This window comes from Nodosilinea sp. AN01ver1, assembly GCF_050565655.1.
In the GTDB taxonomy this organism is placed as follows: Bacteria; Cyanobacteriota; Cyanobacteriia; order Phormidesmidales; family Phormidesmidaceae; genus Nodosilinea.
In genome coordinates, this window is sequence record NZ_JBNXVS010000026.1 from 13806 (window position 1) to 34998 (window position 21193).

Annotated in this window: 17 protein-coding genes and 1 tRNA gene; 7 read left to right on the forward strand and 11 right to left on the reverse strand. The window is 55.5% G+C overall.

Annotated elements, in window-relative coordinates; genetic code table 11:
- Nucleotides 1-39 precede the first annotated feature (39 nt).
- Nucleotides 40-945 (forward strand): prephenate dehydratase, encoded by a 906-nt coding sequence (gene pheA / locus ACQ4N7_RS18680; RefSeq protein ID WP_430713003.1) that lies wholly within the window; start codon nt 40-42, stop codon nt 943-945.
- Here pheA and ACQ4N7_RS18685 read toward each other — a convergent pair.
- From ACQ4N7_RS18685 to ACQ4N7_RS18725, 9 genes are all read right to left on the reverse strand, one after another.
- Nucleotides 926-1567 (reverse strand): LON peptidase substrate-binding domain-containing protein, encoded by a 642-nt coding sequence (locus tag ACQ4N7_RS18685; protein ID WP_430713004.1) that lies wholly within the window; start codon nt 1565-1567, stop codon nt 926-928. The two genes, pheA and ACQ4N7_RS18685, sit on opposite strands and share 20 nt — an antisense overlap.
- A gap of 195 nt (nt 1568-1762) precedes the next feature.
- Nucleotides 1763-2080, reverse strand: coding sequence for a 30S ribosomal protein S10 (rpsJ, locus tag ACQ4N7_RS18690; RefSeq protein ID WP_017300626.1), 318 nt, complete (start codon nt 2078-2080; stop codon nt 1763-1765).
- A 113-nt stretch (nt 2081-2193) separates the two neighbouring features.
- A complete protein-coding gene (gene tuf, locus ACQ4N7_RS18695) occupies nt 2194-3423 on the reverse strand; it encodes an elongation factor Tu (protein WP_430713005.1) in 1230 nt (409 codons plus the stop codon).
- Nucleotides 3424-3446: 23 nt separating this feature from the next.
- Nucleotides 3447-5522, reverse strand: a complete 2076-nt coding sequence (gene fusA / locus ACQ4N7_RS18700; protein ID WP_430713006.1) for an elongation factor G — start codon at nt 5520-5522, stop codon at nt 3447-3449.
- A 120-nt stretch (nt 5523-5642) separates the two neighbouring features.
- Nucleotides 5643-6113, reverse strand: coding sequence for a 30S ribosomal protein S7 (rpsG, locus tag ACQ4N7_RS18705; protein WP_194055282.1), 471 nt, complete (start codon nt 6111-6113; stop codon nt 5643-5645).
- A gap of 219 nt (nt 6114-6332) precedes the next feature.
- Entirely contained in the window at nt 6333-6713 is a 381-nt protein-coding gene (gene rpsL, locus ACQ4N7_RS18710) for a 30S ribosomal protein S12 (protein ID WP_430713007.1), read from the reverse strand.
- Nucleotides 6714-6824: 111 nt separating this feature from the next.
- Nucleotides 6825-7217, reverse strand: a complete 393-nt coding sequence (locus tag ACQ4N7_RS18715; protein WP_430713008.1) for a HesB/IscA family protein — start codon at nt 7215-7217, stop codon at nt 6825-6827.
- Between the two features lie 109 nt (nt 7218-7326).
- Nucleotides 7327-7746 (reverse strand): cupin domain-containing protein, encoded by a 420-nt coding sequence (locus ACQ4N7_RS18720; protein ID WP_430713009.1) that lies wholly within the window; start codon nt 7744-7746, stop codon nt 7327-7329.
- Nucleotides 7747-8130: 384 nt separating this feature from the next.
- Complete coding sequence (locus ACQ4N7_RS18725; protein ID WP_430713010.1) at nt 8131-9936, reverse strand: phosphodiester glycosidase family protein; 1806 nt, start codon at nt 9934-9936, stop codon at nt 8131-8133.
- Nucleotides 9937-10452: 516 nt separating this feature from the next.
- Here ACQ4N7_RS18725 and gltB point away from each other — a divergent pair.
- A complete protein-coding gene (gltB, locus tag ACQ4N7_RS18730) occupies nt 10453-15135 on the forward strand; it encodes a glutamate synthase large subunit (RefSeq protein WP_430713011.1) in 4683 nt (1560 codons plus the stop codon).
- A 336-nt stretch (nt 15136-15471) separates the two neighbouring features.
- Nucleotides 15472-15651, forward strand: a complete 180-nt coding sequence (locus ACQ4N7_RS18735; RefSeq protein ID WP_106870486.1) for a hypothetical protein — start codon at nt 15472-15474, stop codon at nt 15649-15651.
- A 16-nt stretch (nt 15652-15667) separates the two neighbouring features.
- Here ACQ4N7_RS18735 and ACQ4N7_RS18740 read toward each other — a convergent pair whose 3' ends face one another.
- Nucleotides 15668-16741, reverse strand: coding sequence for an NAD(P)/FAD-dependent oxidoreductase (locus ACQ4N7_RS18740; protein WP_430713012.1), 1074 nt, complete (start codon nt 16739-16741; stop codon nt 15668-15670).
- 99 nt (nt 16742-16840) lie between these two features.
- Here ACQ4N7_RS18740 and ACQ4N7_RS18745 point away from each other — a divergent pair, with 99 nt between their 5' ends.
- The 4 genes from ACQ4N7_RS18745 (at nt 16841) to ACQ4N7_RS18760 (ending at nt 20207) form a co-directional block, all read left to right on the forward strand.
- Nucleotides 16841-17707: a YaaW family protein gene (locus tag ACQ4N7_RS18745; protein WP_430713013.1), complete on the forward strand. Its 867-nt coding sequence runs from the start codon at nt 16841-16843 to the stop codon at nt 17705-17707.
- Between the two features lie 48 nt (nt 17708-17755).
- Nucleotides 17756-18385 carry a J domain-containing protein gene (locus ACQ4N7_RS18750; protein WP_430713014.1) on the forward strand — a complete coding sequence of 210 codons (630 nt, stop codon included), beginning with the start codon at nt 17756-17758 and terminating at the stop codon, nt 18383-18385.
- A 52-nt stretch (nt 18386-18437) separates the two neighbouring features.
- Entirely contained in the window at nt 18438-18710 is a 273-nt protein-coding gene (locus ACQ4N7_RS18755) for a DUF3143 domain-containing protein (protein WP_430713015.1), read from the forward strand.
- A 780-nt stretch (nt 18711-19490) separates the two neighbouring features.
- Complete coding sequence (locus ACQ4N7_RS18760; RefSeq protein ID WP_430713016.1) at nt 19491-20207, forward strand: hypothetical protein; 717 nt, start codon at nt 19491-19493, stop codon at nt 20205-20207.
- Nucleotides 20208-20506: 299 nt separating this feature from the next.
- Here the strand turns inward: ACQ4N7_RS18760 and ACQ4N7_RS18765 are convergent.
- Nucleotides 20507-20588: transfer RNA gene (locus tag ACQ4N7_RS18765), tRNA-Leu, on the reverse strand.
- Nucleotides 20589-21193 lie beyond the last annotated feature (605 nt).

The window sequence follows — 21193 nt, forward strand, 5'->3', positions numbered from 1 at the left end:
ATAGTATGAAACAAACCCATTGCGCGATCGCTCTTCGCTATGACGCTCACCATTGCCTACCTGGGGCCTGAGGGCACCTACTCCCAACTGGCCGCTCTAGCCTATAGTCTCGACTTAGAACAGCGTACAGGCCAGCCTGTAGAACTGCGGGCTATGCCCAGCATTCCAAAGGCTATGCAGGCAACCGCCGAGGGGTTAACCAATCTCACCATCGTACCGGTTGAAAACTCCACTGAAGGCGGCGTCACGACCACCCTCGATACCCTCTGGCGGCTTCAGCAGCTCAACATTCACCACGCGATGGTCATGCCCATTCGCCATGCGCTACTGTCTTATGCCCAGGATCCGACGGTGATCAAGATGGTTTACTCTCATCCCCAGGCGCTTTCTCAATGCCAGTTCTGGCTCGAGGGCACCCTACCCCAGGCCAAACTGGTGGCGACTCGTTCTACCACAGAAGCTCTTGAGCACCTGGCTGACAATGCAGCAGTAGCCGCAATTTCTTCGGAGTGGGCGGCTCAGCTATACAATTTGCCAATCTTGGCCCACAACATTAACGACCAATCCGACAACTGCACTAAATTCTGGGTGCTCAAGGGCAGCGACCTTGAGCAGCAAAGTTCTAGCGGTCAGTACACGTCCCTAGCGTTTAGCCTACCCGTAAACGGTCCCGGCGCTCTGCTCAAAGCCCTGGAGGTGTTTGCCCGCTATGACATCAACCTCAGCCGCATCGAGTCTCGCCCTACCAAGCGATCGCTGGGCGAGTACCTCTTTTTTGTAGACCTAGAAACTAGCGGCAATACCCCTACCGGACAGCAGGCCATTAAAGAACTTCTAGACTGCACGGAAACCCTAATCAACTTCGGTACCTACTGCTTAGTTGCCGTAGATCCCAGCCTAGCGGCTACCAAAGCTAAGGCACAATCTACTCAAGTACTTCCTTAAGAGCCGTGCGGGCCGCTAAATGGTTTCGGGTAGACGTCAGGATTTCGGCTTCGCGCTCTAGCCGAACGCTGGTGTCATCCATTTCGAGCAGGGCCTGCTGTTCTAGAGCCACTCCATGTAAATTGCTCGCCACCCAATAGGACAGCTCAATGGGAATGTCAGGGATATTGTCGGGCAGGTCAATATCTTGGTTAGTGAGCTTAGCTGACAGATGAACTACATCACGCAGCAGACGATCAACATCGGAGGCAAGGGGATTCAGGTCTTGACTGGTGGGCTTATCTTCTACCCATTCCACCAGGCCAACTCGGTAGGGCTTTTCGCGTACGTAGCTCAGCACTCGGAACCGCTGCTGACCAATGGTGAGAATCTTCAAGCGGTCGTCGGGCAGCCGCTGATAATGAAGAATCTCAGCGCAGCAGCCAACTTGAGCAGGCTGCCCCGTAGTCGGGTCAAGCATCAATACTCCAAACCGGCGATCGCTTTGGAGTATTGTGTTCATCATAATTCGGTAGCGGGGCTCGAACACATGAAGCGGCAGGTGCCTCCCCGGAAACAGAACCAGCTCAGGTAATGGAAAAAGTGGGAGTTCTCGCACAGATATGGACTCGGAGAATGCCATTGTCGCCTCTTGCAGGTTTCAAGCACGCCGTGCCAGGGCAAGGCAGGCCGTAACACTTGTTTACATAGGAGTATTCTAACCCAACTCCCTAGCTAAATGCCGGGCCTCAAGGCGTTACTCACCCAGCTTAATCCCTACGACAGACCCAAAAGAACCCGCTAAATACACCTACTTAGCGGGTAAAACAAAATTGCTCTAAAGCTTCACTTCAATATCGACCCCAGCGGGTAAATCCAGCTTCATCAGAGCGTCGATCGTTTTGGATGAAGGCTGGTAGATATCAATAATTCTGCGGTGAGTACGGCTCTCAAAGTGCTCACGGGAGTCTTTGTCTACGTGGGGAGAGCGCAGTACGCAATAGATGCGGCGCTTGGTTGGCAGAGGAATAGGGCCAATTGCCGTGGCGTTGGTGCGATTGGCGGTGTCAACAATCTTTTCGCAGGAGGTGTCAAGCAGTCTGCGGTCAAAAGCTTTCAAGCGAATCCGAATCTTTTGTTGCTGGATGGTAGCCATAGGTCTGAGAAAAATAAGTTGTCGAGGTGCAAACCGAAACCGAAATCATTAGAGACAAAAGGCAGGAGTGAACCTAGTCGTGATCACTCCTGCCTTTTGAAGCTAGCGCTAGACTACTTCAGGATTTTAGAAACCACACCAGCGCCCACGGTGCGGCCACCCTCACGGATAGCGAATCGCATTCCCTGCTCGATAGCAATGGGGTTGATGAGTTCTACGGTCATCTTGATACGATCGCCGGGCATCACCATCTCAGCATCGCTACCATCGTCAGCGGTGAAAGCAACGATGCTACCGGTCACGTCGGTGGTGCGCACATAGAACTGAGGCTTGTAGCCAGGGAAGAAAGGAGTGTGACGGCCACCCTCTTCTTTTTTGAGGATGTAAACCTCAGACTCAAACTGAGTATGAGGTGTGATGCTGCCGGGCTTAGCCAGCACCATACCGCGCTCAATGTCTTCTTTCTGCACACCGCGCAGCAGCAGACCAACGTTGTCTCCAGCCATCCCTTCGTCTAGGGTCTTCTGGAACATCTCAACACCGGTTACGGTGGTGTTGCGGGTGTCACGAATACCGACAAGCTCTACAGTTTCGCCAACCTTAACCTTGCCGCGCTCAATTCGCCCGGTGGCTACCGTACCCCGACCGGTAATCGAGAATACGTCCTCAACGGCCATCAGGAAGGGCTTGTCGACATCACGCTCGGGCGTGGGGATGTAGTCGTCAACGCTATCCATCAGCGCCAGAATCTTGTCAACCCACTGGTTGTCGCCACGGCTGATAGCCGGGGTCGCAGTCAGCGCCTCTACGGCCAGCAGAGCAGAGCCAGAGGTGATCGGAATATCGTCACCAGGAAAATCGTAAGAGCTGAGCAGCTCACGGACTTCCAGTTCTACCAGCTCCAGCAGCTCTTCATCGTCAACCTGATCTTGCTTGTTCAAGAAGACAACAATGCTCGGTACGCCTACCTGCTTAGCCAAGAGGATGTGCTCCCGGGTCTGGGGCATGGGGCCATCGGCAGCCGAACACACCAGAATGGCACCGTCCATTTGAGCTGCACCGGTGATCATGTTTTTCACATAGTCAGCATGGCCAGGGCAATCAACGTGGGCATAGTGGCGATTTTCGGTCTCATACTCCACGTGGGCCGTGTTGATGGTAATACCACGAGCCTTCTCTTCGGGGGCCGCATCGATCTCGTCGTACTTACGAGCCTTAGCGCCACCAGCCGCTGCCAGCGTCATGGTAATAGCGGCTGTCAGAGTGGTTTTACCGTGGTCAACGTGACCAATGGTGCCGATGTTGACGTGGGGTTTGTTGCGTGTAAACTTTTCGCGTGCCATTTACGTTACTTGTCCTTTCCTTTCTAAGCGTTCCCAGTGTTTTTAGAGATAATGGCCTCAGCCACGTTTCGAGGAACTTCACCATAATGGCTGAATTCCATCGAAAAAATGCCCCGACCCTGCGTTTTTGAGCGGATGTCGGTAGCATAACCAAACATCTCAGCTAGGGGAACATGGGCTGTAACTTTTGCAACGCCAACTTCTGTTCCCATACCCTCGATCTGGCCCCGGCGGGAGTTCAAATCTCCCATGACGTCACCCAGAAAATCTTCTGGAACTTCAACCTCGACCTTCATGATCGGCTCTAGAAGGACAGGAGACGCCTTCAGGACGGCTTCCTTCATCGCCATTGACCCAGCAATTTTGAAGGCCATCTCTGATGAGTCTACATCGTGATACGACCCATCGACCAGAGTAACCTTTAAATCAATTACCGGATACCCAGATAGGATACCAGATTCGCAGGCCTCTTTCATGCCCTGTTCAGCGGGAGCAATATATTCTTTTGGAATTGTACCCCCAACGATTTTAGACACGAACTCAAATCCGCTACTTTCCTCAGCGGGCTCTACCTCGACCACGACGTGGCCGTACTGCCCCTTGCCACCGCTCTGGCGAATGAATTTGCCTTCAGCAGTAGTAGCTTTGCGGATTGTTTCACGGTAAGCGACCTGAGGAGCGCCAATGTTGGCCTCCACCTTAAACTCCCGGAGCATGCGATCGACGAGAATGTCCAGGTGTAGCTCCCCCATACCTGCAATCACCGTTTGATTGGTTTCAGGATTAGTGCTAACTCGGAACGTAGGGTCCTCTTCCGACAGCGATTGCAAAGCCTTAGCCAGCTTGTCCATGTCCTGCTTTGTCTTTGGCTCCACCGCTACAGAGATCACGGGCTCCGGCACAAACAGGGATTCTAAGACGATGGGATCGGCAGGATCACAAATGGTGTCGCCGGTAAATGTATCTTTAAGGCCAATGGCGGCTCCCAAATCCCCGGCCCGCAGTTCGTCGACCTCAATGCGATCGTCGGCCTTAAGCACAATCAGCCGAGAAATACGTTCCTTTTTGTCTTTGGTAGCGTTGTAGATATAACTGCCCTTTTTGAGCACCCCAGAGTAAACTCGAACAAAGGTTAGCCGACCGTAGGGATCAGCCATAATCTTGAAGGCTAAAGCGGCCAAAGGTGCATCGTCATCGGCAGGGCGCTCAGCGATCTCACCATTGGGCAGGTGCCCTTGAATCGGTGGCACTTCGACAGGGGAAGGAAGATAGTCAACAACCGCATCTAGAAGCAGCTGTACCCCTTTGTTTTTGAAGGCAGACCCACAGAGAACTGGCACAATCGTGCCTTGGATTGTGCCTTTGCGGAGGGCAGCCGCGATTTCGTCGGAGGACAGCGGTTGCCCTTCAAAATACTTCTCCATAAGGAGATCGTCGGTTTCAGCCACCGCTTCAACTAGCTTGGCTCGATACTCCTCTGCCACATCCTGGACATCGGTCGGTATCTCTGTGTCTTCAAAGTTTTGACCCAGGTCATCATGGTAGATACGGGCCCGCATGGCGACCAAGTCAACAACGCCCTGAAAGCCTCCCTCAGCTCCGACGGGAACCTGAATCGGTACTGCGTTTGCGCCCAGGCGATCGCGCAGCTGACCGCAAACTTTAAAGAAGTCTGCTCCAGTGCGGTCCATCTTGTTGACGAAGGCAATGCGAGGAACCTGGTAGCGATTGGCCTGACGCCAAACGGTTTCCGACTGAGGTTGCACACCCCCTACCGAATCAAATACCGCAATCACCCCGTCCAAAACGCGCATAGAACGTTCGACTTCAATGGTGAAGTCAACGTGACCAGGGGTGTCAATGATGTTGATTTGATTATCACGCCAGTTGGTGGTAATAGCCGCTGCCGTGATTGTGATGCCGCGCTCGCGCTCCTGCTCCATCCAGTCAGTAACGGCCGTGCCCTCGTGCACCTCACCAATTTTGTGGACGATGCCTGAGTAGAACAGAATTCGCTCTGTGGTTGTGGTTTTGCCAGCATCAATGTGAGCGGCAATACCAATATTTCTAACCCGCTCTAGGGGTGTTGTCCTTGCCACAGTTACCTCCTCGTCATTCTATGGCTGGCCGTTTCGGATACCGGAACAAATTTATTCTAGGAAGCAGAAACAGCGATCGCCAACGAACCCGGCGCTATGGCCCTGCAAAACCGGGCGAGCCTAGTAACGGTAGTGGGCGAACGCCTTGTTGGCCTCTGCCATACGGTGGGTTTCTTCACGCTTGCGAACGGCACCGCCAGTTTCGTTGGCAGCATCCATCAGCTCGTTAGCCAACCTGATTGCCATCGATTTACCAGGACGCTGGCGGGCAAACTGAGTCAGCCAGCGCAGGGCCAGGGCTACGCTACGCTCTGATCGCACTTCCATCGGCACCTGATAGGTAGCACCGCCGACCCGACGAGCCTTAACCTCAACCAGGGGTGAAGCATTGCGCACGGCCCGTTCAAATACATCTAGAGGATCACCGCCGCTGCGCTCCTTGATGATGGTGAAGGAGTTGTAGATAATCTTGTCAGCCAGAGACTTTTTGCCGCTAGTCATCAGGCGACGGCTCATCATGGTGATGAGACGGCTGTTGTAGACAGAATCAGGCGGAATCGGACGCTTTTGAACAACGGTACGGCGAGACATGATCTAAATTCCAGTAGCGATAAGGCTGCGTAGCTGAATTAACAAAATTACCTAACAAAGACAGGCTTGGCTAAGCCCTACAGTATCCAACCAAGATAGAAGATCCAACCAAGATAGAAGCTAGGACGCTAGAGTAACTGATACACCCGAAGCGAGCGGGCTGCTCAGCGACTCGATCCTGGTTTTCTGCCCAACGGCTTTCTTCAGAACAGGCTTTTTTTACGATGCTTGCTTGGGTCGTTTGGCCCCGTACTTAGAGCGTCCCTGGCGACGGTCTTTTACACCGGCAGTATCAAGGGTGCCGCGAATAATGTGGTAACGAACTCCAGGCAAATCTTTAACCCGACCGCCACGAATCATGACTACGGAGTGCTCCTGGAGGTTGTGGCCAATACCAGGGATGTAGGCCGTAACCTCAAAGCCAGAAGTCAAACGAACCCGAGCTACCTTCCGCAGAGCCGAGTTCGGCTTTTTAGGCGTAGTGGTATAAACACGGGTGCAAACCCCCCGACGCTGAGGACAGCTCTTCAAGGCAGGGGATTTGGTTTTCTTGTCGGCTTTTTGGCGCTCGCTCCGGATGAGTTGCTGAATCGTGGGCATAGGATGCTTGTTGTGCTACGGCGGGTGGACTCAAGTTTTCACAAGATCTAATGCTAGCACTGTGAATTGGCTTTGGTCAAATGCGATGACTTTGGGTTTGAGCTGCCGTGGCTAGCCGGTTGGCAGCCCGCCAGTGCAGTCCTGGCTAACGGGAGCGTTAGCGTTGAGCGAGAAGGCATTTCCGCAGCCGCAGGTGCGCTGAGCTAGGGGGTTAACAAAGCGAAAGCCCCCGCCCATTAGGTCTTCGGCATAGTCAATCGTAAGATCTTGCAGGAGGTCTAGATCGCCTAATGGCACCGATAGGCTGATGCCGTTACAGTCTATGGTTTTTGCTGTGTCGGCATCGGGGCACATAGTTTCAGCCGTGAGGCGGTAAGTCCATTCAGCGCAGCCGCCCGGCTCCAGCGTAAGGCAAGCCTGAGGTGGCTGCTGGGTGCTGCTAGTCACCTGCCGAGCTAGCAACCGCTTGATTTCCTGGGCGGCGGCGGGGCGAATGTGAATCATGGACGATAGCGACAAAAAACGGCGATAGTGCTGAGCTTAGCACTATCGCCGCAGACTATTTATAGGTTGTTTAACTGGCTTAGAACTAGGCGATCGGACTGGCCAGAGCCTAGGCTGTTTCGACCCGAGAGTAGTCGTCTTGAAAGCGAACAATATCGTCTTCGCCTAAATATTCGCCGTTCTGTACCTCAATCAGCACCAGGGGAATGACACCCACGTTCTCAAGCCGGTGCTGTGTGCAGGGAGGCACATAGGTGGATTGATTGCTGGAGAGCAAAATTTCGTCGTCGCCACAGACGACTTTGGCGGTGCCAGAGACGACAATCCAGTGCTCGCTGCGATGATGATGCATCTGTAGGCTGAGACGATGGCCGGGTTTTACTTCTATACGCTTAATTTTGTAGCCACGGCCTTCTTCGAGCACTGTATAACAACCCCAGGGACGCAGGCCTGTTTCAGCAATTTCTTTGCCGTTGTTGGTGGCTAGGGCCAAGGCCGAAGGCTGAATTGACTCTTCCAGTTTTGGCATAGTGAATAGTTCTCCTAGAACCTAAAGGTTAAGACTGCGCCAGGAACGGCGACGCTGGGCCGCATTTCTTTAGGGTGCCCATCCCTGTGAGACTGTCAATTGAACTCAAAGGTTTCGCAAGGTCGTGTTTGACTGGCCCAAAGGATTGGGCCACGTTTCTCAGCCAACAGTTTAGCAAGGGCAACTGATTGACCAGGGGATTTCGGCGGTTCAGAGGAGCAACCATACGAAGTCTTTACACCCTGCTTTGACATGTTAAGGAAGTGAGAGAACGTTTAGGCGATATCGCTGCCCAATGCTCGGGAAGGAACAAGCAACGGCAATTCATAGAGGGCGGAGTGAGTTTGTATCGTGCTGTGGGCGCTACTGATCACGCGGTGAAGGCTATGGGAGAAAGAGGCCGATGCCGTTGTTGACTCGGGCGGCGGTGCGGGGAGAACGGTTAATTAAGCGTCCACCGAGGTAGAGGCTAGCCGAACTGCCGCCGTCTAGATTGAGGGCATCAGTAGTGCCGAGCTGAAGCATGATCTGGGCCAGCTGGCTGAGCGTGGGGCCAGGACCTGCCGGGCTGTTGTGGACAGCGACCAGCAAAATTTCACCGTTGGGGGTAGTGCCAATGGCGCTGCGAGGTGCGGCCTGGGTGGCAAAGGCCTGACTGAACTGCTCGAGACCAGCGTCGAGGACGAGGGCGCGATCGCGCAGCAGCAGCGGTCCACCGCCAATCAGGTTGGGGAAAGGGGCTAGGGTCGCGGGCAACAGCTCGGATGATAGAGAAACCTGTTGCCCAGGGGGCAACGCTTGAGCCGCTGTGGCATAGGAGCGCAGAGCCAGAAGATAGCCGTTGGTGGGGATCGGCAGCCCCGCTGCCCCCAAGGTGTTGGCGGCCCGCTGGTTGACGACCACGCCATCTACGACCGTAACGATGGTTTCGCCGTCTAGGACAGGGCGGTAGGTCGGCCCCCAGGTGGGCGTATATAGCCCAATGCCGGCCTGCACGTAGCCGCTGTTGATCGCCTGCACCGGAAACGTTTGCCCACTGCCGGTAGTGAGGGTTTGGTTAAGCACCAGACGCTCCATGCGTATCTGGCCCTGGTCGTTCCAGCCTACGACGCCACGGCTCAGAATGGGCCCGGAGACCCAGTCGTTGTTAGCGCGTACGGCCCCCAGAGGGTACTGATTGTTGCGGTTAAAGAAGCCGGCATTGATGGCGGCGGCGGCCTGCCAGCGCTGGGCAATGGTGGTCAGGGGAGCCGTGCCTGTGGCCGTGGTGGGGTCTGTCCAGATGGGGCGGAGGTTAACCTGGTCTGGGTCCAATTGCAGCCAGTAAACCGGAAATGGCTGCCCGGCCACAGAGACATACCGCTGCTGCCAGCGAACGCCGGGTGCCCAGGCAATGCTGTGGGGCTGGAGAGTATCGGCCCGAATATCGACCACAATCTGGTTGGCACGAGTAGACAGGCGAGGCGGCTGGCTGGTGCTGGCCTGGAATCGCAGGGCACCCGCTACGGGGGTGACCGTGAGTGAGCCCAGGTAAGCTCCGGCGGGGGCGGCGATCGCCTCTCTCAGCACGCGATCGGCGGCGGTAGCCCCCAGCGTCAGAGTGAGCGTGTCGGCGCTATCGCTCAGGGTGATGGGCACCGGGCCAGATAGGTCTAGGGTTAAGCGCTCACCACCAGACAGAGCCTCCCGACGCACGGCGACGACCTGGGCCGGGGGCGCAGTAATTTGCAGGACATTGCCCTGGGGCTGCACCTGCCAGCCGTGGCGCTGGGCCAGGGGGGCAATGTCCAAATATCGGTAACCGCCGTGCACCCAGGCGGACAGTTCTACCGCGCCACCTGGCTCGGTAAACCACTGTACCGGCTGACGGTCGGGCTGGTTGCTGCTGAGCAGAGTAGCTCCCATGTGATCGGTAACGCCATAGTCGGCAAGGCCGATCTGACCGTTGGTGATCATCCAGGGAACGGCGGCCTGAGTGCCGTTGACGATTAGAACTTGGCCCTGGGCCGTGGGACTGGCTGGGACTGCTTCAGCCAGGGTTGCCTCAGGTATCGGGCTAGGCGCTGCAGCCGTGGCGGCGATCGGGGCGATCGCCCCCAGCAGGCTCAGTGAAACCCACCCTCCCACGGCCCAGCGACCGCCTCGGCGGGTAAGGTTTGGAAACAAAGCTAAGCCTGGCAGTTTAACCATGGGAAATTTGTGTAAATAGCTCGTGAATGTCTGAGTATTATGAAGATAGCTGGCTGTGCCCCAAGCCGTTTAGAAACGATTGCAGGCGATTTTGAAACAATGGTTACCGTTGCGATTGCTTAATTCTAAGAAGCTGTGACTAAATGCTGAGCCTAAGGTTTGTAAACTACTGATAAAGTCTGTAAATTACAGATAAAGCGCAGCATGCGCTAATGCTTTCTCGGCTAGTTCTCTCAGTCAGCGGCTGCTGTTTTCAGCTCCCTCAATTGGAACACGACTCAGGGTATGGCGAGCCGGGCCAGATGCAGGCACTGCCCCAGGCCCAGACTGGATAGCTCCCATCATGCTCAAAACAAGTTCAGGTCAGTTAGTTTTTCTGGCCGGGTTCTTTGGCCCCTAGCCCCTAGTTCAACCCCTGGTGCGTCGCTGCTGTAGGGCGATGCTGCTAGCCCCCGGATACAGTTTTTTGTTCGCTACTCAATAAATTAGTTTTGCTCTTCCGTAGGACGTACCCCTGTGAATCAACCCTATCAACCCCGGCAGCATACCCGTTCTGAATGGCCTAACTGGGGACCCAAGTCACTGGTCGAAGAACGGGATGCTTGCGGTGTAGGCTTTTTAGCCGATCGGCAGAATCGTTCCAGCCACGACCTGGTGTTGAGGGCGCTAGCCGCCCTCGACTGCATGGAGCATCGGGGGGGACGCTGCGCCGACCAGGACTCGGGCGACGGAGCTGGGGTGATGACGGCGATTCCGTGGGCGGTGCTCAACCGCTGGGCAGAGGCCCAGGGGCACGGGTCGCTGGAGAGCGAGCGCACTGGGGTAGCGATGATGTTTCTGCCCAACCACGAGGGGGCTGCGGCCTTTGTGCGAGATACCTTTAACCAGGTTGTTGAAGCAGAAGGTCTGAAGGCCATTGGCTGGCGTGTCGTGCCCGTGCGGCCCGAGGTGCTGGGGGCGCTGGCGAAGCAGTACCAGCCTCGAATTGAGCAGCTTATTATGACGGCGGCGACCGAAACCGGGGCCGACCTGGAGCGGCGTCTATATCTAATACGTCGCCAGGTGCTGCACCTGGTGGCGAATGCCGTGGCTAACCCCGGTACCTTAGAGGCAGATCTGGGGGCCGGGCTTCAGGAGTTCTACGTCTGCTCGTGCTCGTGCCGCACCATTGTGTACAAGGGTATGGTGCGATCGGCGGTGCTGGCGATGTTCTATACCGACCTGCGCGACCCCGATTACGTCAGCTCCTTTGCGGTGTATCATCGCCGCTTCAGCACCAACACCATGCCCAAGTGGCCCCTGGCGCACCCGATGCGGCTGCTGGGCCACAACGGCGAAATCAATACGCTGGTGGGCAATATCAACTGGATGGTGGCGCGACAGGCCGATCTGTACCATCCGGTCTGGGGCGATCGCTTTGAGCTGCTGAAACCGATTGTTAACGCCGATAACAGCGACTCAGCCAACCTCGACAACGTGATGGAGCTGCTGGTGCGATCGGGGCGTTCTCCCCAGGAAGCGCTGATGATGATGGTGCCTGAGGCCTACAACAACCAGCCTGAACTGGACGCCTACCCCGAAATTACTGACTTCTACGAGTACTACAGCGGTCTACAGGAGCCCTGGGATGGCCCAGCGCTGGTCGTCTTTAGCGACGGTACCCAGGTGGGGGCAACGCTCGATCGCAACGGTCTGCGCCCGGCCCGCTACGTGGTTACCAAAGACGATTTGCTGATGGTGTCGTCGGAGGCCGGGGTGCTGAATGTTGCCCCCGAAGACATTCTCGAAAAAGGGCGGCTGGGCCCCGGCCAGATGATTGCCGTCGACCTGCACAGCCAGGAAATTCTCAAAAACTGGGCGATCAAGCAGCGAGTGGCGACCCGGCACCCCTATGGCCAGTGGCTAAAGGCGAACCGAGCCGAGCTTCAGCCCCAGCTGTTTAGAGAAGCTACACTCTATCCCCCCGATGACCTGCTGCGGCAGCAGAGCGCCTTTGGCTACACGCTCGAAGACGTCGACATGATCATTCAGGATATGGCGGCTCAGGGCAAAGAGCCCACCTTCTGCATGGGCGACGACACGCCTCACGCGGTGCTGTCAGAGAAGCCGCACCTGCTTTACGACTATTTCAAGCAGCGCTTTGCCCAGGTGACGAACCCGGCGATCGATCCCCTGCGGGAGCGGCTGGTGATGTCGCTCGACACGCAGCTCGGGGCCCAGGGTAATTTGCTCGATGAGCAGCCTGAGTATGCCCGGCTGCTAAAGCTAGAAAGCCCGGTGATCAATGAAGTTGAGCTGGAGCAGATCCATAACTCGGGCTTTGCAACGGCAACGCTGTCGACGCTGTACTCGATTGCCGACGGCCCAGCCGGGCTAAGAAAAGCAGTGGAGGCTCTGTGCAATCGTGCCGATGAGGCGGTCAAGGCGGGTAAGACTATTCTGGTGCTCAGCGATCGCGTTGACGACCAGGGCAACCCCGCGCCCCTCTCCGCCGAAACCAGCTACATTCCCCCGCTGCTGGCGGTGGGAGCCGTACACCACCACTTGATTCGCAACGGGCTGCGCATGCGCACCTCCCTGGTGCTGGAGACGGCCCAGTGCTGGAGCACCCACCATTTTGCCTGTCTGATCGGCTACGGGGCCAGCGCCGTGTGCCCCTACTTAGCCCTGGAGTCAGTGCGCCACTGGTGGAATGACAGCCGCACCCAAAAGCTGATGGAGACGGGCAAGCTGCCTGTAACTACCCTCAACGGAGCCCAGGACAACTACCGCAAGGCCGTAGATGCGGGCCTGCTGAAAATTCTCTCTAAAATGGGGATCTCGCTGATTACCAGCTACCGGGGAGCCCAGATCTTTGAGGCGATCGGCATTGGCTCCGACCTGCTCGATCTCGCGTTTCGGGGCACCACTTCGCGCTTAGGCGGCATTTCCCTGAGCGATCTAGCCCAGGAAACCATTCGCTTCCACCAGCGGGCGTTCCCTGAGCTGTCGGCCAAGCGGCTGCAAAATATGGGCTTCGTGCAGTCGCGGCCCAGCGGCGAGTACCACATGAACAACCCCGCCATGTCGAAGCTGCTGCACAAGGCGGTGGCCGATCGCCAGTACGACCACTACGAGCTGTACCGCGCCCAGCTCGAAAATCGCCCGATCACCGCTCTGCGGGATCTGCTCGACTTTGAGAGCGATCGCGAGCCTATTTCTATAGACGAGGTTGAGCCGGTAGAGACAATCATGCGTCGCTTCTGCACCGGGGGCATGTCGCTGGGGGCGCTGTCGCGCGAAGCCCACGAAGTGCTAGCGATCGCCATGAACCGGATCGGCGGCAAGTCGAACTCTGGCGAGGGGGGTGAAGACCCGGTGCGCTTTAAGGTGCTCTCCGACGTTGATGGCGACGGCAACTCGTCTACGTTTCCTCACCTGCACGGGCTGAGAAACGGCGATACCGCCAGTTCGGCCATCAAGCAGGTGGCCTCGGGCCGCTTTGGGGTCACCCCTGAGTACCTGATGCACGCTGACCAAATCGAAATCAAGCTGGCTCAGGGCGCTAAGCCTGGAGAAGGCGGCCAGCTGCCCGGCAAGAAGGTCAGCCCCTACATCGCCATGCTGCGCCGCTCGAAGCCCGGTGTGGCCCTGATCTCGCCGCCGCCTCACCACGACATCTACTCCATCGAAGACCTGGCTCAGCTGATCTTCGACCTGCACCAGATCAACCCGAGGGCGGGGGTATCGGTGAAGCTGGTGTCGGAAGTTGGCATTGGCACGATCGCCGCCGGGGTGGCCAAAGCCAACGCCGATGTAATTCAGGTGTCGGGCCACGACGGCGGTACCGGAGCCTCGCCGCTCAGTTCGATCAAGCATGCTGGGGTGCCCTGGGAACTGGGTCTGACCGAGGTGCATAAGGTGCTGATGGACAACGAGCTGCGCGATCGCGTTACCCTGCGCGTTGACGGCGGCCTCAAAACCGGCTGGGACGTGGTCATGGGCGCGCTGATGGGGGCCGAGGAGTTTGGCTTTGGCTCCATCGCCATGATCGCCGAGGGCTGCATTATGGCCCGGGTCTGCCACACCAACAACTGCCCGGTAGGCGTCGCCACCCAAAAAGAAGAGCTGCGCCAGCGGTTTACCGGCGTGCCTGAGCACGTGGTCAATTTCTTCTATTACATTGCCGAAGAGGTGCGATCGCTGCTGGCCCGCCTGGGTTATACCTCGCTGCTCGATATCGTGGGTCGAGCCGATTTGCTCAAGCCCCGCGCTGGAGTTGCACTGGTCAAGACTAGCGGGCTAGATCTAACTACCCTGATGGCGCTGCCCGATGGGCGCGGCGATCGCGCCTGGCTCAAGCACGAGGCCATCCACAGCAATGGCCCTGTGCTCGACGATGAAATACTGGCTGATGCTGACATTCAGCAGGCCATTCAAACCCAGGGCAGCGCCACCAAAACCTACGCTGTAGTCAATACCGATCGCACGATTGGCGCTCGCGTTGCTGGGGCGATCGCCGAAAAGTACGGCAACGCAGGCTTTGAAGGGCAGCTCAACCTCACCTTTGAGGGTAGCGCTGGTCAAAGCTTTGGGGCCTTTAACCTCCCCGGCATGGCCCTAACCCTCATTGGCGAATCAAACGACTACGTGGGTAAAGGCATGCACGGTGGCGAAATCGTAGTTAAGCCCCCGGCAGGCATTACCTACAACCCTTCGACCAACGTCATTGTGGGCAACACCTGCCTCTATGGGGCAACCGGCGGCACCCTTTACGCGCTGGGCACTGCTGGAGAGCGGTTTGCCGTCCGCAACTCCAAGGGCCAGGCTGTGATCGAAGGAGCCGGGGATCACTGCTGCGAGTATATGACTGGCGGCGTAGTCGTGGTGCTGGGGCCGGTAGGGCGGAACGTGGGCGCTGGTATGACCGGCGGCCTCGGCTATTTCCTCGATGAAGACGGTCGGTTCCCGGTGCGGGTCAACCCCGAAATCGTCAAGGTTCAGCGGGTGATTACCCCCACTGGAGAAGCCCAGCTGAAGGCGCTAATCGAGGCCCACCTGGCCCACACCGGTAGCCCTAAAGCCCAGCAGATACTGACCCACTGGAGCGAGTACCTGCCCAAGTTCTGGCAGGTAGTGCCTCCTTCTGAGGCCGATACGCCAGAAGCCAACCCCGACACGGCCAGCGTCGAGAAGATTCTCAGCTCTAGTCAGTCGTAGCCACTCCAGGCTATGTCGGGTCAGGCTCAAAGCTAGCTAAGTAGGCACAAAAGCATAAGAGGATGGGGCGAGAATGGCAGGAGGAATAGCTTCCTTTCTCAAATTCAAGCCCTCCTTTGGTCTCGGCCCTGGTATCTTCATGTGTTACAGTTAATCTTTGGTCATGGCACGTCGTCAATGGCGATGCCAGTGCGGGCAGAGTGTCTGGTGGGCAAGTGCCGCCATATCTGCTGATTTGTTTCGCGCAGATAGCGCCTCCCAACGTGGGGAACCCCCTCATGTAACTGCCATTCTTTGTTTGCTGATCACATCTGCCCTGTTGTCTGAGGTTATTGAATGTCTAAGCGTCGCAATCCTAAAAAAGAAAAAGCCCTGCGTAACCAGGCCTACGCCCGCAAGTTTCGCAAGAAGCGTTCCGGTAATCAGCGCTTCTTCCGCCGCAACAACTCTGGCGCTACTGATGAAGAGAGTAGCGAAGATAAAGAGAGCAGTGATTATTCCAGCAACAACAACTAAGCCAACTCCAGAGCTTTTACGAGCTTAGGGTTTTGGCCAAGGCGGCGGCGGCGGCATGACCGGAGGCGATCGCCCCCTCTACATTTCCTCCGTTACACCAGTCGCCGCATCCCACCAGGTTTGGCAATGCGGGATTGCTCAAGAGTGGGGCACCTAATGCTTGACGCACAAACCCGTAGCGCCATCTATGAACTTGCATCCACTCAGGGGAAAGCATCCAGGCCGCTAAGGATGCCGCCTTTGATAGCAGCGCTCGGCCTAAAGGCTCAAGGTCGCTTTGATCTAGAGAATTAGCCGCGAACGTCGGGCTACTGTGAAGCACAACCACCGGTTCCTGTGGATCGGTGCGTTTGCTGCTGTCTAAGGCTAGCCACCGCCAGGTTGGGTGGGTATCACTAGAAACCATCCAGCCGCTTGAGCCAGTTTGCCCAGGCAAACGAGCCGATTCTCCAGGGCCGTAGCCTGCCATAACCGTGATTACAGCGTCGTAAACAACCGATGAAAGCTGACCCAGCAGCGCTTGCACCTCTTCACTGGCCTGGGCGGCCCTGTGCATTAACGCCGCCGCCTGAGGTGCAGGAATAGCCACGACCAGACCCCTGGCTGTGAATGCTTTGGGCTGTCCGACTGCTCCCAAAAACTCCCCCTCAACCTGCCATCCCTGAGGTAGCGGGGTTATGGCAGTAGCTCGCCACTGCCGATGAATAGTCAGCCCTGGAGCCAGGGCTTTAGCAATTGAACTCATCCCCTGAGGAGCGGCGTAGAGCGTAGCTGTTGCCGTAGCTTTCAGTTCTCCATCGGCTCCAAGTTCAAAACGCTCTGGCTGCCAGGGCTGAAGAATGCCTGCTGCTACCAGGTCAGAGATAAGGCTAAGGTTTGAGTGATGATTGGAAGTATGACTTGAGTCTTCAAAGGGCTGCAGGTAGCGACAGCCGTGGTCTATGGCCGTACTGCCAATCCGGCGGGTTGCTAGCCGCCCCCCTAGCCCCCGCGACTTATCGACCACCACGACCCGGTAGCCTGCCTGGTGCAGTGCCTGGGCCGCTATCAGCCCGCTTAACCCCGCCCCAATTACTACCACATCTTCCATATCGGTTTCTCCTAGAATTTTGTCGTGTCGCCGTTGCCCCACATCCTATCTTGGGGAATTGTGTAAAAATGTAAGACAGTTTTTAAACGGTGACGCCCGGTGGATGAGCTGCGATCTGCCCTGGAGCTAGCGACAGATGACGAACTCTTGGCCCTGACAGACATGCTGTTTCGGCCACGGTTTAACCCGCTAGATTACTTGCAAAATGCCGACCCGCTAACCGTTCAGAGCGGGACTCGACAGCAGTGGCTCGACCGTCTGGAGCAGCGCTTTCGGTTTCTGGCCGCCGATGGCCTGACGGTTATTAACGGCCGCAGCCAGCGAGTGACCTACCGTCAAGCGCTAGTTCAGGTCTGCCACTACCTCAAGCTGCCCTACGCCAAGGCCTGGTCTACCGATGATCTAGAGGCAGAGGTTTTTCTCCATCTGCTGCGCAGCAACTGGAAGAAGCTGCCTCAGGTTGAGCGCGATCGCCTTCAACAGTCTTTGAAGCAGTCTTTAACCGGTTCGGCTCAGTTTGAGGCTTTACCGCTTGCCCTGCAGGCAAATCCGCTGGGCTTGCTGGCCAAGGGCAGCAGTGCTGTAGCCGTCAGCGCTGTGCTACGTCCCTGGCTCCTGCAGCAAATTGCCCGGCAAATGGCTTTTCAGCTGGCTCGCTACGAAGTTGCTCGTCAAGCGATGGTGAAGGGGGGCGGTACAGTCATCGCTCAAATTCACCAGCAGTTGGCCCTGCGGATGGCATCTCGGGGGGTAGCCGCTAGTGCCGCCCGCTATGGAGCCACCCGAGCCGTTTTTTCGGTGCTAGGACCGGCCCTGTGGGGCTGGTTTTTGGCTGATCTGGGCTGGCGGGCCGTGGCTACCAACTACAGCCGAGTGATTCCGGTGGTGTTTACTCTGGCCCAAATTCGCCTGACCCGATCCTTTGAAGCTCAGTCATCTGAAACTTGGGGACTGGCCCCAGGGTAATGGTTCCTAGCCCTTGTCTCTTGCCAACCGCCCTGCCAGTGGGATGCTATGCCTAATTTGAACTCAAAGCCCAAAACCCACTACGACCAGTTGGGGGTCAAGCCAACCGCTAGCCCCCAGCAAATTCGACGCGCTTTTCGCGACCTGAGCAAGCTTTACCATCCCGATACCACTGAACTACCTGCCGCCGAAGCCACCGCAAAATTTCAGCAGCTTAACGATGCCTACGCCATTCTCAGCAGCCCCGATCGCCGCTGGGCCTACGATCAGCAGGTGGGCTACTCCCGCGTTTCGGTGATGCAGCCCCTAGAGTCGCTGCGGCAGACTCCGGCTACCCCCCAGCGGCGTGAGCCCGCCAACATGTACCTTGACCCCACCGATCGCCCCCTCTCGGCAGGAGAAATTTTTGCCCTCTTTATTTTGGGGCTCACCTTTGTGGCTTGTCTGGCTCTGGTCGTTACCGTTAGTCTTACCCGAGGCGAGTATGCAGCCAAGCTAGCGGGGCCGGACTTAAGCTCGAATGTAGAAACACCAGTTGAGCAAGCCCTTTCTGAGGTCGAAGTGCCTACCACTCCCCAGACCAGCTATCCAGAGTCCTTCCTCAAAGTAGCCCCTGTCCTTCCTGCTGATCCGAGTTATACAAGTCCCTCGGTCGCCTCACCACCAAAGTGGTTGTAGACCATTGTTGTTTACCTGATCTCATCAGCTTCGTCCCCCTTCCCCACATCCTATGGCCCTTCCTTCGGCAGCTACACCCCTCTACAATCACCCTTTGCCCGATATTGAAATATGGCTACGCCAGCAGGGTTGCACCCAAGACAGCGACGAACTGCACAGTTGGCATGTAGTACGTCCCCGATGGGAAGCTGAAATTGTGCTTGAAACAGACTGCATCGTGGTGCGCTACATCAGCGCTGGGGCCGATGAAAAAGACATCCAGCGGGTGTTCAAATATTCTCTCAGTCGCCAAGACCTAGAAGAAGCTATCTTCTCTGGCCCTTAGCCACCACTATTGACTCTGCTCTAACGAAGGCTTTAGCGGGCGATCGCCGCGATTTCGCTCTATTGCTTAGTGTTCAACGATGCGGCCTTGGATGATGTCAGGTGGCTAAGAGTGATACATCTTCTCCTCTGACCAGGTGGTTTAAGCCCCGATAGTGAACGTCAGGCTAGCTTTTGGCCACAGTACGGTAACAGATTCAAGCTTTGGCTGCGCCTATACAAAGCAATGCATCACGCTAGAAATAGCCAAAATGCCAAGATTTGTCATTAGTCAAACCAAGAGACTCTTCTAGCCGTCAACAAGACGTCTCGGGCCTTGCCTAGACGCCTAAGCCTTACCCACCCGTGATGCTGTTGCTTTCTGAAAACCGTCAGAGCAACGTTGAATTCAGTATTTTCACTTAGACAAAAGCTCTATTTCTGGGTACTTTCACGGTAGCCAATCATTTCTTTACGGTTTCTTTATCAAAACTTTGCGAAGCACCTCTCTTTTAGGATTAAATTGAGATTAACCAAAGGTAAAGGTAAGTTGATGTTGAAGCTATAAAAAGTTGTTGCCACTGGTTTAATACAGCGCTCTTTTCCTTAGTCGGCCATTTCGGATCTGAGAACCGACAGCCTTCTGCAACATGAGTATTCGAACTGTCATCTCAGGACGCAGCTAAGGTATGTCTTCTTTTGTCTACCAGCACTGTTTTTAAGCAACACGATGCCTACAGGCTGACTACCCAACATCTATCTCTACTGCAATGCCTTTTTAAGACTTACTAAAGGAGGAGCCGTGACTGTCATTGATTCGCCTCGATCTAGAGATCGTCAGAAAAACGATCAGCGAAAATATGCGATCTGGCTCAACTTTTTGGTGACGCTACTGGTTACTAACCTAGTGAGCATCTACGTTGTCAGTCATAGTAGTACTGACTTGAGCTTTATCTTTTATGAAGATAGCGTACTAGAGAGTCTAAGCGCAATTTTCTACTTTGTAGCAGCGGGTATTTTTGCCTTTGGTTTTAAAGGTAGGCCAGCTCCACTGCGATTTTGGTGTCTGTTTTTTGCAGTTTTGATGTTTTTGGTTGGGGGAGAAGAAATTAGCTGGGGTCAGCGTTTATTTGGTATTGCGACACCTGAGTCACTGAGCACTGTAAATGTTCAAGACGAGTTCAATATTCACAATATTGATGGCATTCACCAGCACGTGCGTTTAGCAGGTGTTGCGTTTATCAGCTTTTTTTGTTTCCTAATTCCTGTCACAAATCGATTGAGTGAGTCGCTGCAACGTTTCTACTCACGCTGGGGAATACCGATGTTTCCCTTTAATACAATGTGGTTGGTACTGCTGTCTTTACTATTCATGATAGTGCCACGAGCCATAAACTTACCAAACACCTTTGTCCTTGACGAAATCGGTGAGTTCCTGCTTTCCTTTGCCTGGATTCCTTTTGCGCTTTATAACTCCATAGGGCTTAAGTCAAATGCTGTCATCAAGTGCGACGCCTAGGGTGGAGTCAACACCCTTCTATTTAGTGCTCACATTGCGGTTTAGGATGTCAACCTAGCGCTAATAAGTTGAGGCTCGATCGCACGATTTACCTTTAGAGCATGTTTTTATTTTGAACTGGAGCTAAGTGATGCGATCTCCGGTTTGCTAAACCTCGGTTCACAATCAGGAACCCCGTAGGGGCATAGCATGCTATGCCCCTACCAATTACTACCTAAGCGTCGTAAACGCAAAGCAAGCAAACGCTACAGTCAAGTAGAGCAGGCCGTTGCTCTGCGCTCTTGGCAATTAGTATTAAATGCGGATGAAAGGACTTGAACCTTCACGTCCGAAGACACTAGAACCTAAATCTAGCGCGTCTACCAATTCCGCCACATCCGCGTTTGGCTCTTTAGCATAGCAAACAACCGGGGGGCGTGGGAACCTATTTTTCAAATTTTGCTAAATGGGCAGTTACGGGATTCATCCGCTTTGACAATTGGCTGACCTAACAGGGGCAGCGAGGTAGCTGTAAAGCACTGTCGGCATTGCGCCAGCCCGGCATGGATAGTTCGCATCTTCCATACTTGCAGTTTATCTAGCGCCGGGACTCAAGTACGGCACACCTCCTGCCCTAGCTTTTGGAGCCGCAACGAAAAGGTAAGTGGCTCAGCCCCTTAGGTTAGGCGGCATGTGGTGGACCTACCCGCTGCTAACACTCCATTTGGGCTACAGGCCATCACTGGGCATTGCTACCAATCCCTAAAAGCGAAAACAAATCGCTGGAAATAGCAAACCTAATTTAGCAGTCCCGCATAAACTGTGGAACTGCATAGGCGGACGCCTTGCCTGCGCAGGTGATGCCTTGACATATTAACTCAAGTCATTACAGCTCTTTTGAGAGGATGTTTGAAAAGTCTTACCTCTTGTAGCAAAAGTGAAGATCCCCCTTGTTACCCTTTTTAAGGGCGCAAGGGGAACCAGCAGGTGACCTAAAGCTATGTCAA

Bases quoted from the DNA above. Each gene is read 5' to 3' on its own strand.
- rpsL (WP_430713007.1), bottom strand. From the start codon at position 6,713: ATGCCCACGATTCAGCAACTCATCCGGAGCGAGCGCCAAAAAGCCGAC.
- tuf (WP_430713005.1), bottom strand. From the start codon at position 3,423: ATGGCACGCGAAAAGTTTACACGCAACAAACCCCACGTCAACATCGGC.
- rpsJ (WP_017300626.1), bottom strand. From the start codon at position 2,080: ATGGCTACCATCCAGCAACAAAAGATTCGGATTCGCTTGAAAGCTTTT.
- ACQ4N7_RS18715 (WP_430713008.1), bottom strand. From the start codon at position 7,217: ATGATTCACATTCGCCCCGCCGCCGCCCAGGAAATCAAGCGGTTGCTA.
- ACQ4N7_RS18725 (WP_430713010.1), bottom strand. From the start codon at position 9,936: ATGGTTAAACTGCCAGGCTTAGCTTTGTTTCCAAACCTTACCCGCCGA.
- pheA (WP_430713003.1), top strand. From the start codon at position 40: ATGACGCTCACCATTGCCTACCTGGGGCCTGAGGGCACCTACTCCCAA.
- ACQ4N7_RS18740 (WP_430713012.1), bottom strand. From the start codon at position 16,741: ATGGAAGATGTGGTAGTAATTGGGGCGGGGTTAAGCGGGCTGATAGCG.
- ACQ4N7_RS18750 (WP_430713014.1), top strand. From the start codon at position 17,756: ATGCCTAATTTGAACTCAAAGCCCAAAACCCACTACGACCAGTTGGGG.
- ACQ4N7_RS18755 (WP_430713015.1), top strand. From the start codon at position 18,438: ATGGCCCTTCCTTCGGCAGCTACACCCCTCTACAATCACCCTTTGCCC.
- ACQ4N7_RS18720 (WP_430713009.1), bottom strand. From the start codon at position 7,746: ATGCCAAAACTGGAAGAGTCAATTCAGCCTTCGGCCTTGGCCCTAGCC.
- ACQ4N7_RS18735 (WP_106870486.1), top strand. From the start codon at position 15,472: ATGTCTAAGCGTCGCAATCCTAAAAAAGAAAAAGCCCTGCGTAACCAG.
- rpsG (WP_194055282.1), bottom strand. From the start codon at position 6,113: ATGTCTCGCCGTACCGTTGTTCAAAAGCGTCCGATTCCGCCTGATTCT.
- ACQ4N7_RS18685 (WP_430713004.1), bottom strand. From the start codon at position 1,567: ATGGCATTCTCCGAGTCCATATCTGTGCGAGAACTCCCACTTTTTCCA.